Raw genomic sequence first — 12,741 nt, 5'->3', positions numbered from 1 at the left:
GGCCGGAAAACGAAGGGACTAAATCTCGTGAGCGGCGTTTACGAAGAGCGCTTGGCGAAAATCAGCGAAATCATCTGCGACATTCTCGAGATCGAGGAGGGCGAGGTCACCGAGACCAGCCTCTTCAAGGAGGACCACGGCGCGGACTCGCTGCGGGCCATCGAGATCCTGGCGGCTCTCGAGAAGGAGTTCGGCATCGTCATCGACCAGAGCGAGCTGTCCCGCATGGTTCACCTCAAGGGTGTCTACGAGGTGGTCGCAGAGTCCGCCGGCTGGTAGTCGGAATCCTCCGCGCCCTGCACCTGGTCCGGCGCAGCAGTTCCGGCCCGTGACGGGCCGGCTGACATGCTTGGGAGAGCAATGACGAGCAAGAACACCCGGGTCGCCCTGGTCACGGGAGGTTCCCGCGGGATAGGCCGGGCCACGGTGCTGCGGCTGGCGCAGGACGGCTACGACGTCGCCTTCTGCTACCAGTCCAACGAAGAGGCCGCGCGGCAACTGGAGAAGGAAGTCACCGAGATCGGGGTGCGTGTCCTGGCCCGCAAGGCGGACGTCAGCGACATGGAGTCCGTGAAGGCTCTGGTGGCCGAGACCGAGCAACTGCTCGGTCCCGTCGATGCGGCCGTGACGGCGGCGGGGATCACGCGTGACAACCCGCTGCTCATGATGAAGGACGAAGAGTGGCATCAGGTGCTCGACGTCAACCTCGACGGCGTCTACAACCTGTGCCGCTCGGTGGTGTTCTCGATGATGAAGCGCCGGTCGGGCGCGATCGTCAACATCTCCTCGGTGGCCGGGGTGTACGGAAACCCGAGCCAGACGAACTACTCCGCTTCGAAGGCCGGGATCATCGGCTTCTCGCGCGCGCTCGCCAAGGAGGTCGGCCGGTACAACATCCGCGCCAATGCGGTTGCGCCGGGATTCATCGACACGGACATGACCTCCGTGCTCAGCGACTCCGTGAAGGAGAAGGCGCTGGAGACGATCCCCCTCAAGCGGCTGGGGCGGTCCGAGGAGGTCGCCGACCTGGTCTCGTACCTCGTCTCGGACCGCGCAGCCTATGTCACCGGATCGGTCATGCAGATCGACGGCGGCATCACCATCTAGCACCCGATCGCCCGGTTCCCAGGAGGCTCCGTTGGCCGTCAAGCCACCGCGCTGGTACTTCTCCCTGCGCAGCCCTTACTCATGGCTCGCCTTTCGCGACCTGACCGAAAACTACCCGGACGTCGCGGAAGCCATCGAGTGGCGCCCCTACTGGGAGCCCGACGACATCGGCCAGAAGATGCTCGCCGAGGAGAACATCCGGCTGCCGTACGTCCCGATGTCCAAGGAGAAGCACTTCTACATCCTCCAGGACGTACGGCGCCTCGCCAACGAGCGTGGCATCACGGTCGCCTGGCCCGTCGACAGGGACCCCAACTGGGATGTCTCCCACCTCGCCTATCTGGTCGCCGAGGACGAGGGGCGGGGACGTGACTTCATCGGTGCGGCGTACCGGGCCCGCTGGGAGCACGGTCTCGACCTCTCGGACCGGGACGTCGTCGCCGCCATCGGTACGGAACTGGGGCTCGACCCGCAGCGCCTGGCGAATGCGACGGACGATGCCGACATCCGGCAGCGCGGTCTCGCGGCGCTGCGCAACGTCTACCGGGACGGGGTGTTCGGGGCGCCCTACTTCATCCACCGGCACGACAAATTCTGGGGTTCGGACCGGCTGACCGGCTTCGTGGCCGCCGTCCGGGCCGGGATGCACGTCTCCATGGCGCCCGCGGGAGACCTGGGCCATGCCGGAGGCTGTGGCTGAGCCGGTCTCCCGACGCTTTCCCTCACCTCTGCTTGGAAGGAACCAAATCGTGAGCAACCCCTTCGAGGACGAGAACGGCACGTACTACGTCCTGGTCAACGACGAGGCACAGCACTCCCTGTGGCCGGCGTTTGCCGAGATTCCGGCGGGCTGGACCGTGGTTTTCGGCCAGGAAAGCCGTAAGGCATGCCTGGAGTACGTCGAGGAGAACTGGACCGACATGCGTCCGAAGAGCCTTGTCGAGGCCATGGGCTGATACGCCCCTTCGAACGCGGGGCCTGGAGTCTTACCCCCGGGACACCAGGCCCCGCTGCGCTTTTGTGGCAACTTGTTGCAGAGCACCTTGTACCGACCGCCGGAGCACCATAGCTTGCCGTGTTCCGCCTTCGAATGAGGAATGCTCATGATGTTCGCCAGAAATGACTGTGTTTCACGGACGGACTTCCCGGGCTGTCCCGTGACAACGGGAACCGGCGCATGACCGTAGTGGCCGTCGTTGTCACCACAGTCACGGTCGTCCTGCTCCTGGTCGCCTTTCCGGTGGTTGCGCGGCGGCTGCTCGGGGTCCGCGTGGGCATCATCCGGGCTCTGCTGACCGGCGCGGTGGCCGTCGGCGGTGTCCTGCTGTTCAGCACGCTGATGCAGACGCCGGACCAGGACGGCCTGCTCATGGGGTTGCAGATGGGGTGCGCCCTGCTGCTGGCCATGGGATTTCTGGCGGTATCGGAAATGGTGGTACCGGGGGATTCGGCCGGTTCGCCCGTCGGGTGGCCGCGCGCGCTGCGTTCCCGGATCGCACGGGCCCGGCGCTACTCCCAGATCAGCGCCATCGTCGTGCGTTACGGACTGCGCCCGTACCTGCGCGGCCGGGGCGGGGCCCGGGAGGAGTCGCAGGGCGATGCCGGGACGGGGCCCGCCCGGCTCGCCGGACCGCTGCGTCAGGCCCTCGAGGAGGCCGGCCCGACCTTCATCAAGCTGGGCCAGGTGCTTTCCACTCGCCCCGATCTGCTGCCGCCGGAATTCATCCGGGAGCTGAGCCGACTTCAGTACCAGGTGCCGCCGGAGCCGCCCGCCGGCATTGCCGAGCAGCTGCGCGAGCATTTCGGGAGGCCTCCGGAGGAGGTCTTCGCGAAATTCGATCACGAGCCGCTGGGTGCGGCGTCGATCGCGCAGGTCCACCTGGCCGAGCTGCACTCCGGCGAGAAGGTGGTGGTCAAGGTGCAACGTCCCGGTGTGGGCGTGGCCATCGCCCGGGACCTCGACATCGTGTGCCGGATCGCCACGGTCCTGGAAGCCCGTGCGCGCTGGGCCCGGAGCCTCGGCCTCGTCGACCTGGCCGAAGGGTTCGCGACCTCGGTGCGGGAAGAACTGGACTTCCGGGTCGAGGCCCGGAACCTGGCAACCGTCAGAACTGCCTGGCAGCGCCGCGAGGACGACTCCGTCGTCATCCCGGACACACATGCGGGGCTCAGCGGCGAACTCGTGCTCGTGCTGGAACAGCTGCCCGGGCAGCCCATCAGCGCCGTCGGCGGCCTTGCCTCGTCGTCGCAGCGCGAGCAGGCCGCGCGGGCCCTGCTGGGCAGCCTCCTCGCGCAAATCATGATCGACGGCACCTTCCACGCCGATCCGCATCCGGGCAACATCCTGCTGCTGGAGGACGGCCGCGCCGGACTCATCGACTTCGGCTCGGTGGGCCGGCTGGACGGCCGGGTCAGGGCCGGTCTGAGACGCTTCCTCATCGCCGTGCACCACGCCGACTCGGCGGCTCTGTGCGACGCCCTGCTGGACCTGGTGGCCAGACCGGAGGAGATCGACGAACAGGGCCTGGAGCGGTCGCTGGGCCGGTTCATGGCCCGGCACTTCACTCTCGGGGCCACTCCCGACGCCAAGGTCTTCGCCGACCTCTTCAGACTGATATCACTGCACGGTCTGGGGATACCGCCCGAGGTGGCCGCGGTGTTCCGTGCGCTGGCCACGCTCGAGGGGACCCTGACCCAGCTCTCGCCCGGCTTCGACATCATGACGGAGTCGCTGGAGTGGGCCGAGGGCCACCGCTCGGGAAAGGTCGACTACTCGTCCGCCGGCTCTTCGCTGGAGAGCGAGCTGCTCTCCGCCGTGTCCGTGCTGCGTCGGCTGCCCCGCCGCCTGGACCGGGTCACCAGTGCGCTCGAGGAGGGGCGACTCGGCGTCAACGTGCGGGTGTTCGCCGACAGCCGGGACCGTCACTACATACGCACCCTCGTCCACGAGGTGCTGCTGACGGCCCTCGCTGCGACGGCCGGCCTGATGGCGGTCATTCTGCTGCACACCGACGGCGGGCCGATGGTGACCCGCTCGCTCTCCCTGTTCAAGGCCATCGGCTACCACTTGCTGGTCTTCAGCGGTGTGCTGTGCCTGCGGATGCTCTTCGTCATCTTCCGGGCCCAGCGCTGAGCGCGTACTGCCGGGCCGTGGCCGCCGCCCCGAGCCGCCGGGCGGCGGAGGACGGCGGCCACGGCCCGGAGCGGGCACGGCCCCTCACCACAGCACGGGCAGGGACTCCAGAGGGCGTACCACCAGGCCCTGGACGTAGCGGAGTTCGGAGGGTGCGACGGCCGGCCGGACCCCGGGGAACCGCTCGAACAGCCGGCGTGCGGCGACCTCGGTCATCAGCTTGGCCAGATGCGCTCCCGAGCAGAAGTGGATGCCGTGGCCGAAGCTGAGGTGCGAGGGCTTGGGCCGGTCCAGGTCGAGCTTGTCGGGGTGATCGGGGAACTGGTCCTCGTCACGGTTGGTCGAGATCGCGGAGATGATCACGATCTCGTCGGCCGGAATGGTGACCCCGCCGATCTCCACCGGTTCCACCGTGACTCTCTGCAGGGTGCTGGTGATGGGGCTGACGTAGCGGACCATCTCATCCATCTGCGAGACCCAGCGGCCGGGGTCGGCAAGCAGTTCCGCCCGCTCCTCGGGGTGGGTGAGGAGGGTGGCCAGCGTCCCGCCGATCAGACTGGCGGTGGTGTCGTTGCCGCCCGTCATCAGGGCGAAGCTGGTGGAAAGGATCTCGGTGTCGGTCAGCCGCCGGTCCGGCTCGGCGTGGATCAGAGCCGAAACCAGGTCGTCGCCGGGCTCGGTCTTCTTCTGGTCGATGAGCTGGGCCATGTACGCGGAGAGTTCCTTGACGGTGCGCTCCGCGGCGGGGTCGGTGGGGTCGGTCTGGCGCAGCTCGCCCGACCACCGCAGGAAGTCGGGCCAGGCGGTGGTGGGCACGCCCATGAGCGCGGCGATGACGATCACCGGGAGCGGGTCGGCGTATCCGGCGATCAGGTCGGCCTGTGGCTGCCCCGCCAGCTTGTCCAGCAGCTCGTCCGCCACCTCCTCGATGCGCGGTCGCAGCGCTTCCGCCCTACGGGGGGTGAAGGCCGCGCTGATCGCCCTGCGCAGCGGCGTGTGCCGCGGGGGCTCGAGGTTCGCCAGGTGGTTGGCGTGCTCCGGCGGAGGCGTCAGAGTCGTCCCGGTGAGCTTGGAGATCAGCTCGTAGTGCACGTGGATGTCACGGCTCAGCCGCGGGTCGGAGAGCGCGGCCCTGGCCTCCTCGTACCGGGTCACCACCCAGGCACGGCCGCCTCCGGGTATCGAGAGCTCGGCGACCGGCCCCTGCGCCCGGGCACGCTCCAGAAGCGGGTAGGGGTTCTGGGTGAAATCATCGGTGAACATCCAGTATTTGGACAGTTTCGGCTGGTCCGTCATCTCTACCTTCTCAACAAAGAAATTCGCGAAGCACCCGTGCGCCCGGTCAGGCCGGACGCAGATGGCCGGCCGGCCGGAAGGCCATCACCATGCGCTCGACGGACATCACCAGTTCCGGACCGATCCGGCTCTCCCCCTCGAAGATCACCGAATCGCCGAGCGACCGGGAGACCGTGACGTGGTGCTCCAGCACCTCGCCCGGCCGCACCGCACGGTGGAAATCGGCGTGGGACACCGAGCCGAAGAGCATGACCTGGTCGCGGGATTCCGGCGTCGCCGCCGAGGCCAGCAGGCCCGCCGACTGTCCCCAGGACTCCACGAGCAGGGAGGCCGGATAGGCGGTGTCCTGCCCGGGGGCGAGACGGGCGTACCACGGCTCGTTGTGGGTGACGGTCTTGACCGTGCTGATCCGTGTGCCGGGCTCGAGGGAGGTGACCCGGTCCACCAGGAGCATCGGATAGCGGTGCGGCAGCAGGCTCAGCACCTCGGGCAGGTCCGCCTCCGCAGCCGCCGGCCCGGGCACCGGGCGGTCCGCCGTGGCGGCAGTGCCGTCGGTGCCGCCGACGGGCCCGCCGAGCGCGCGGTACCGCAGCCGCATGGAGGCGGCACCGCCGCGCGCCGTGGCGGCGGTGCCGGAGACCAGCCAGGCGCCGTCCTTCTGCCGCCACTTGAGCTCGATCTCCAGCGCGTCGCCCGGGAACGCCGGTCCGGTGAACCGGGCCGACTCCACGGCCGCCAGCTCCAGCGGTTCCGGCGCCGTGGCCAGGGCACTGCGGTGCACGCACTCCACCACGCACACGCCGGGGAAGATCGGGAAGTCCGGGTAGTGACCCGCGAACACCGGCTCGTCCGGAGAGATCGCGAGCCGGGTCGCGGACCGGCCGTCCTCGCCCAGCGGGGACACCACGTGGATGTCCCCGGAGACCGGGCTGACGAGGGAAGCCGTCATGGTGCCGCCCTTCTCGGAGATCACGTCGGTCATCGGGCAGCCAGCCGCAGAACCGCGCAGGACAGGGAACCGTCCCGGTCGACCGACGTCGCCAGGACGAGCCGGCCGGAGGCCTCGGGGTCCTCGGCGGCAGCAGCCAGGACGAGGGCGATCTGGAACGCGCCCGAGGCGGCGGAGACGTCGCCCAGCGCGCCGACGCCCGGCACGCGCTCCAGCGCCCGCTCGCCGACGATCGAGGCGAGCACCTCGCGCTCCGCCACTCCTGCGGGCCCCGGCGCCTCGCTGAGGCTGGCCGCCCACACGTCCTCGGCCGCGACGCCCGCCGCGTCGAGTGCGGAGCGGACACAGGCCTCCAGGGTCGCCCGCAGGCCCGGACCCGTGGCCACCCGGGACTTGACCGCCAGGATCTCGGCGAGGGCGGGCCGCTGCGGGCTGCAGGCGTCGGCGGGCTGGATCAGCAGCATCGCGCAGCCTTCGCCGAGCGCCGGCTCCTCCGCCCCGTGCTCCCTGCTGTGGTGCTCCAGCCAGTACCGCGCCGAGGAGAACTCCTCGGCCGCACCGCACAGCACGGACTCGGCGCGCCCGGAGGCCAGCAGCCGCGTGGCATAGCTCATCGCGGACAGGCTGGCCGTGCGGCCGCCGGCGATGGTGGTGTTCGGACCGCGGATTCCGTACCAGATCGCGCACTGGCCGGCCGCGCAGTTCATCACCGCGTTGGGCATCTGTGCGGGATCGACGTCGAACGGCCGCGCTCCCACCAGAGAGCTGCGGGTGAAGTCCATCATGCTGGCGACGCTGCCCGTGGTGGTGCCCAGGACGAGGGCCGCCCGGTCCCCGGTCTCGCGGTCACGGTCGGCGTCGGGCTGCTCCAGCAGGCCGCCGACGGTGGCGACGGCGAGGCCGGTGACCCGGTCCATGGACCGGGTCCCCTTCTTCCCCAGCACCTCGCGCACCTCGAAGCCGGGCACCAGGTGCGCTGCGCCCTCCGGCACCCGCCAGCGCTCGGTGTCCACCGGCGCCGAGGTCGTCCGGCCCGAGCGCAGGCCGTCCTTGAAGGCATCCGCGCCGATGCCGTACGGGGAGACCGCCGACCACGCCGAGATCACCGGTCGGGCCATGACACTCATGCGTCCACCTTCTTGGGGGTGCTCAGCGCGGCGATCGTCGCCTCGTCGAGGGTGGCCATGGACCACTCGTTGGGGGCGTGCTCGGTCAGGTAGCCGTGCGTGATCGTTCCGGTGGCGGTCCGCACCAGCTCGCCGTCGCGGATGACGTAGCAGTCCATGCGCGCCGTGTAGAGCAGGCTCTTGAAGATGTTCTCGATGGTGTAGACGGTGTAGAGCTCCTCCTCCATCACCGTCTCGTCGAGGAGGCGGATCTCGGACTGGGTGACGACGGGAATCCAGTTCCTCGTGTCCAGTACCTCCTTGATCGCCAGCCCGCGCTCGGCCAGGAAGAGGTCCTCGGCCTCCTCCATCACCCGCAGGAAGCCCGACATCTGCACGCGCTCGTTGAAGTGGCAGTAGAAGTAGGGCATCCGCCAGCGCCAGCCGAACGCGTTCTCCTCGCCGATGAGTTCGGCCAGCACCGGGTCCGGCCCGACGGTCCCGCGACCCTCGGAGAGGCTGCCGTACGGCCGCGGGGTCGCGGCCAGCTCCCGCCGGTCGCCGTTGCCCAGCCGGGCGACGGCGAACTGCTCCAGGCCGGCCGGGTAGGGCTCGGCGGCGGCGATGTGGCCGTCGATCCGCAGGGCGACCCGCACGGTGGAGTCGGCGCACTTGACCCGCTCGCCGTCCCGCTGCACGAACTGGGCGACCTTGAAGGTGAATTCCGCGGCCCCGTCCTTCGTGGCCGGGGTGACCTCCGCCTCCACCTCGTCGTCGACGTCCAGCAGGGCGCCGAGCCGCGAGCGCAGGCCCACGATTTCGAAGTCCAGGCCGAAGCGCTTGTACATGGATCCGGCGGAGAGGCCGGCCTCACGGAAGTGGTTCAGCACGGCGGCTTCGGCGACATAGTTGATGTGCTTGAAGCCGATCGCGTAGCTGATGTTGTTGCCCTCGAACACGGGGCGCAGCCGGGCCACGCTCGGCGCCTCCAGCAGTGCCGCCACGGCGGGATCACGCCTCGGGTCCATCGGTGTCTCCTTCATATCGGTTTCGTCCGTGTTCAGATGCCGGCCGCCGGGCTGAGCCCGGCCGGGACGCGGTCAAGGAATTCGTGCACTGTGTCGGCGAACCAGCGGGGCCGTTCGAGCATCGGGAAGTGACCGCCGTCGTCCACGATCAGCTCTTCACCCGCAGGAAGGTCGGCCGCGAGCAGCCGTGCCTCCCCGACCGGAGCGGTGGGATCCGCACCGCCGCCGATCACCAGGCAGGGAACGGTGATCAGGTCGGTGCGCAGGCGCGGCGTGTTCAGGTAGGCGTCGAAGAAGCGCAGCCAGCCGTAGGGCCCCACCCATTCGCAGAGCCTGCGGGCCATGTCGCCCCGCAGGTCGGGCGCGATCCGGCGGTTGCCGGACTGCAGCCGGATGCTCTCCGACATCGTCTCGGGGAAGCTGGTCAGCAGCGGGGCGATCATGTTCCAGTGGAAGTCGTCGGCCGACCGCCGGTAGAACGGGGTCACCAGGACGACGCCCGCCAGGTCGACCCGCTCGCCGGCCAGCGCCTTGCGGCTGAGCAGCTCCAGGAGCGGCAGCGCGCTGAAGGAGTGCGCGACCACCAGGTCCGCACCGCCCGGGACGGCGGCCAGGGCCTCCTCGAGCCGCGTGGCGGAGTCGGTCTCGAACCGCCATGTGCCGATGCCGTCGACCCGCCAGGGCAGGTCGGGGGTGTGGACCTGCACATCCTTCCGCCAGTACGGCTCCGTGGCGGCCCAGATGGCACCGTTGTTGCCGAGTCCGTGCAACAACAGGATGCGCTTCATGAAGGCTGCCCGTAAGGCGTGAGGACGAGGCCGGCGGCGGGTTCCGCCGTTGTGCCGCCGAGCAGCGCGTACAACGGCTCGGTACGGCCCGAGTCCGCCCAGCCGACGGCCGCGGCGCACTGCATGACCCCCAGGGCGCCGGAGCACTCGCCCCACCCGCGCAGGTCGAGGTGGGCCGCCTCCGCCGGCACGAGCGCGGGGTCGTCGGTCAGCCAGCCCACGGCGCCGGGCGCGGTCTGCGACAGGCGCTCGGCGCAGGTTGCGCCACCGGCCGCCCGGACCGCCGGGCCGAGCAGGACGCGCGGCCGGGCGCACTCCCCGTCCCGGCTGAGCACGAGACCCGCGCCGCCGTCCACGACGGGACCGCCCATGAGAGCGCGCGCCACCGGGTTGTCGGGCTCCACGCCCAGCACCAGCATGTGATCGGCACGGCCGGTGCGCAGGGCGAGCGAGGCCCAGCGCACCGCGTCCAGACCGGAGGTGATGCCGTTGCACACCGTCAGGTTCGGACCGCGCAGGTCGAAGCGGATCGCGGTCTCGGACGCGGCGATGTTGCTGGAGGCGTTGGGGGTGTCCATCGGGCTCAGCCCGGCGGTGCCCTCCTTGGCGATGGTCTCCACCGCACGGCAGACGGTGTCGGCGTTGCCGAGGTTGGAGCTGACGACGATGCCCACCCGGTCACCGGGCACGGTGAGCCCGGAGTCGTCGAGCAACCCGGCGTCGGTCAGCGCGGCCTTCGCCATGCACAGTCCGAGCTGGGTGGCACGGTCCTTGTAGCGCAGCCCCTTCTTGCCGATCAGGGCGGCGGGGTCGACCGGATCGGCGCCCGCTACGGCGGGGCCGAGCAGCCCTCGGGGATCGGTGAGTCCCGGCAGCAGCAGGCCGGTTCCGCTGATCACGACGCTCATGCCGCACCTGCCACGATGGCCACGGCGTTGACGCCGCCGAACCCGAAGCCGTTCACCTGGGCGATCCTCACCGGTTCCGTCAGTGGTGTGTCCCGTACCAGCCGGAGCCCCTCGGCCTCCGGCAGCGGGTCCGTCAGCCCGGCGATCGGCGGTATGCGCTCGGCCGTGATGCAGGAGAGGGCCACCAGCAGGCTCATCAGCCCGGCCGAGCCCGACGTGTGGCCGGTCTGCGACTTGATGCCGGTCAGGGCGGGCCGCGCCGCGCCGAAGACGGCCGCGGTCACCTCGGCCTCCATGAGGTCGTTCACGGGCGTCCCCGTGCCGTGCAGCAGGACCAGGTCGATGTCCTCCGGCGCCAGGCCCGCGCGGTCGTGCGCCTGGCGGACGGAGGCCGTGATCCCCTCGCGGTCGGGAGCGGTGGGATGGCGGGCGTCACAGTTGACCGCCACGGAACGCAGCCAGCCGCGGACCGGCCGGTCGGTGCCGGCCTCGCGGCGCAGCACGACGGCGGCGGCCCCCTCGCCGAGGATGGTGCCCTGCCGCTCCCGGTCGAACGGGCGCACGCCGGGCGGGGGAGAGAACTGGACCCGGTCGGCCTGGCCGAACATGCTCTCCGTCACCGCGTCGCAGCCGGCCACGATGACCGTCTCGGCTTCGCCCTGCTCCAGCAGGTCCCAGCCCAGGGCGAGCGCGTAGAGCGAGGCGGAGCAGGCGTTGGCGAAGGTGTGGGTGTCCAGGGCCCCGAAGCGGCGCTGCAGGGCGGGGCCGAAGTCCAGGTCCGCCGCGTCGAAGGGGATGCCGTCCCGCCACCACAGCTCCAGCGAGCGCAGCTCGCGGAGGCCGGTGCCGACCAGGATCGGGATGCCGCCGAGGTCCTCGCCGAGACCGGCGTCCGCGGCGGCCTGCCTGATGGCCTCGACCAGGAAGCGGGTCGCCCGGCCCGGCTCGTCGCCGTCGCCGGTCCTGTCGTCGATCTCGAAGAGCTGCTGCGCGTTGAACCGCTCCCGGTCGAATCCGCGCAGCGGGCCGAGCCCGCTGCGGCCCTCGCAGAGCCCGGTGAAGATCTCGTCGGGGGTCCCCCCGATGCTCGCCACCGCGCCGACCCCGGTGATGGGGAAGCTCATGCGACCTTCTCCTCGTACTTGCCGAGAATGACGATCGCGTTGTTGCCGCCGAACGCCAGACCGTTGTTCTGGACGATCCGCAGGTCCGCCTCGACGGCGTGGTTGGGCACGCAGTCGATCTCGCACTCGGGATCGGTCTCGGTGTGGTTGATGGTCGGCGGAATGAAGCCGTGGGCGATCGCGAGCCCGCTGGCGATCGCGCCGAGGGCGCTCGCCGCGCCCATGGTGTGGCCGAGCATGGACTTCAGGGAGATGGTGCGCGGCGGGGCGTCGTCGAAGACCTCCCGGATGGCGCGGGCCTCGGTGATGTCGTTGGCCTTGGTGCCGGTGCCGTGCGCGGAGATCAGGTCGACCTCCTCGGGCTTCACGCCGGCGTTCTCCAGGGCGATCCTCATGCAGCTGGCGACGCTGTCCCCGTTCGGTGCGACCTGGTGGTAGGCGTCGCAGTTGAGCCCGTAGCCGAGGACCTCGGCATAGATGGTGGCGCCCCGCGCCAGCGCCGACTCCAGGCTCTCCAGGACCAGTACGCCCGCACCCTCGCCGGTGAGGATGCCCTTGCGGTTGACGTCGAACGGCTGGCAGTACTCCGGCGCGATGGTGCCCAGCCGGTAGAAGCCCGTGAACGTTTTGCGGCACATCGCGTCGGCGCCGCCGCACAGTGCGAAGTCCACCTCGCCGGCGCTCACCGCGTCGAAGCCGTAGCCGATCGCGTAGTTGCCGGCCGAGCAGGCGGTCGCGATGGTCTGGGCCTCGACGTCGGTCAGGTCCAGCTCCTGGGCGATGGCGGTCGACAGCCGGACCGGCGACACCCGGCGCACCACCGCCGGGTCCATCTCCTCGGGACCGTCGGCGAGTTCCACCGACACCAGCTGGTCGAGTTCGTAGGACTCGCCGTCGGTGGTGCCCATCGAGATGAGCCCGCGGCGCTCGGCGAGCCACGCGGGGTCCAGCCCGGCATCCTGCAGCGCCATCCTGGCCGCGCCGACGGCGAAGCGGCTGGCACGGCCGAGGCTCTCGATGGGGGTGTGGGTGATCCACTGCTCCGGGTCGAACGACGAGACCTCGCAGCCGTTGCTGTGCGCGAAGCCGTCGACGTCGAAAATCGAGATCGGCTTGGCTCCGTTCCGGCCCGCCTTGAGGCTTTCCGCGAACTCGGCAGCACCGATACCGATACTGGACACCACGCCGAATCCGGTGAGCACCACGCGGTGTCTTGCCGACGCACCGCCAGGAAGCGCTGGGGACATAACTATCCTTCGGTCGGGCCGCCTCGGCGGGAGAGATTTCCGGTCAGCGGAATGG

At 70.3% G+C, this 12,741-nt stretch carries 13 protein-coding genes; 5 read left to right on the top strand and 8 right to left on the bottom strand.

Annotation, left to right across the window (positions count from 1 at the left end; genetic code table 11):
• The first annotated feature begins 27 nt into the window (after positions 1–27).
• The 5 genes from AC1Z4A_RS10290 (at position 28) to AC1Z4A_RS10270 (ending at position 4,240) form a co-directional block, all read left to right on the top strand.
• Positions 28–279 carry an acyl carrier protein gene (locus AC1Z4A_RS10290; protein WP_483677586.1) on the top strand — a complete coding sequence of 84 codons (252 nt, stop codon included), beginning with the start codon at positions 28–30 and terminating at the stop codon, positions 277–279.
• Positions 280–360: 81 nt separating this feature from the next.
• Positions 361–1,107 carry a 3-oxoacyl-[acyl-carrier-protein] reductase gene (gene fabG, locus AC1Z4A_RS10285; RefSeq protein WP_483677585.1) on the top strand — a complete coding sequence of 249 codons (747 nt, stop codon included), beginning with the start codon at positions 361–363 and terminating at the stop codon, positions 1,105–1,107.
• 31 nt (positions 1,108–1,138) lie between these two features.
• Positions 1,139–1,807: a DsbA family protein gene (locus AC1Z4A_RS10280; protein ID WP_483677584.1), complete on the top strand. Its 669-nt coding sequence runs from the start codon at positions 1,139–1,141 to the stop codon at positions 1,805–1,807.
• Positions 1,808–1,856: 49 nt separating this feature from the next.
• Positions 1,857–2,063, top strand: coding sequence for an MbtH family protein (locus AC1Z4A_RS10275; RefSeq protein ID WP_483677583.1), 207 nt, complete (start codon positions 1,857–1,859; stop codon positions 2,061–2,063).
• 221 nt (positions 2,064–2,284) lie between these two features.
• Positions 2,285–4,240 (top strand): ABC1 kinase family protein, encoded by a 1,956-nt coding sequence (locus AC1Z4A_RS10270; RefSeq protein ID WP_483677582.1) that lies wholly within the window; start codon positions 2,285–2,287, stop codon positions 4,238–4,240.
• 84 nt (positions 4,241–4,324) lie between these two features.
• Here the strand turns inward: AC1Z4A_RS10270 and AC1Z4A_RS10265 are convergent, their stop codons facing one another.
• From AC1Z4A_RS10265 to AC1Z4A_RS10230, 8 genes are read right to left on the bottom strand one after another with little or no spacing between them, the layout of a single operon-like run.
• The gene (locus AC1Z4A_RS10265) at positions 4,325–5,536 is read right to left on the bottom strand and encodes a cytochrome P450 family protein (RefSeq protein WP_483677581.1); all 1,212 of its coding nucleotides are present in this window, start codon (positions 5,534–5,536) and stop codon (positions 4,325–4,327) included.
• Between the two features lie 46 nt (positions 5,537–5,582).
• Positions 5,583–6,518, bottom strand: a complete 936-nt coding sequence (locus AC1Z4A_RS10260; protein WP_483677580.1) for a 3-hydroxyacyl-ACP dehydratase FabZ family protein — start codon at positions 6,516–6,518, stop codon at positions 5,583–5,585.
• The gene (locus tag AC1Z4A_RS10255) at positions 6,515–7,612 is read right to left on the bottom strand and encodes a beta-ketoacyl synthase N-terminal-like domain-containing protein (protein WP_483677579.1); all 1,098 of its coding nucleotides are present in this window, start codon (positions 7,610–7,612) and stop codon (positions 6,515–6,517) included. Before AC1Z4A_RS10255 ends, AC1Z4A_RS10260 begins: the two co-directional genes overlap by 4 nt.
• Positions 7,609–8,619: a hypothetical protein gene (locus tag AC1Z4A_RS10250; protein ID WP_483677578.1), complete on the bottom strand. Its 1,011-nt coding sequence runs from the start codon at positions 8,617–8,619 to the stop codon at positions 7,609–7,611. The genes AC1Z4A_RS10255 and AC1Z4A_RS10250 overlap by 4 nt, the downstream gene beginning before the upstream one ends.
• Before the next feature lie 32 nt (positions 8,620–8,651).
• Positions 8,652–9,407, bottom strand: coding sequence for an alpha/beta fold hydrolase (locus tag AC1Z4A_RS10245; protein WP_483677577.1), 756 nt, complete (start codon positions 9,405–9,407; stop codon positions 8,652–8,654).
• A complete protein-coding gene (locus AC1Z4A_RS10240; RefSeq protein ID WP_483677576.1) occupies positions 9,404–10,315 on the bottom strand; it encodes a beta-ketoacyl synthase N-terminal-like domain-containing protein in 912 nt (303 codons plus the stop codon). Before AC1Z4A_RS10240 ends, AC1Z4A_RS10245 begins: the two co-directional genes overlap by 4 nt.
• A complete protein-coding gene (locus AC1Z4A_RS10235) occupies positions 10,312–11,439 on the bottom strand; it encodes a beta-ketoacyl synthase N-terminal-like domain-containing protein (RefSeq protein WP_483677575.1) in 1,128 nt (375 codons plus the stop codon). Before AC1Z4A_RS10235 ends, AC1Z4A_RS10240 begins: the two co-directional genes overlap by 4 nt.
• Positions 11,436–12,686, bottom strand: a complete 1,251-nt coding sequence (locus AC1Z4A_RS10230; protein ID WP_483677574.1) for a beta-ketoacyl-[acyl-carrier-protein] synthase family protein — start codon at positions 12,684–12,686, stop codon at positions 11,436–11,438. The genes AC1Z4A_RS10235 and AC1Z4A_RS10230 overlap by 4 nt, the downstream gene beginning before the upstream one ends.
• Positions 12,687–12,741 lie beyond the last annotated feature (55 nt).

The sequence above is a fragment of the Streptomyces sp. 17_S59 genome (assembly GCF_056930295.1).
Note: the sequence above shows the minus strand (reverse complement) of the source record. Positions and strands in the feature narration are given on the sequence as shown.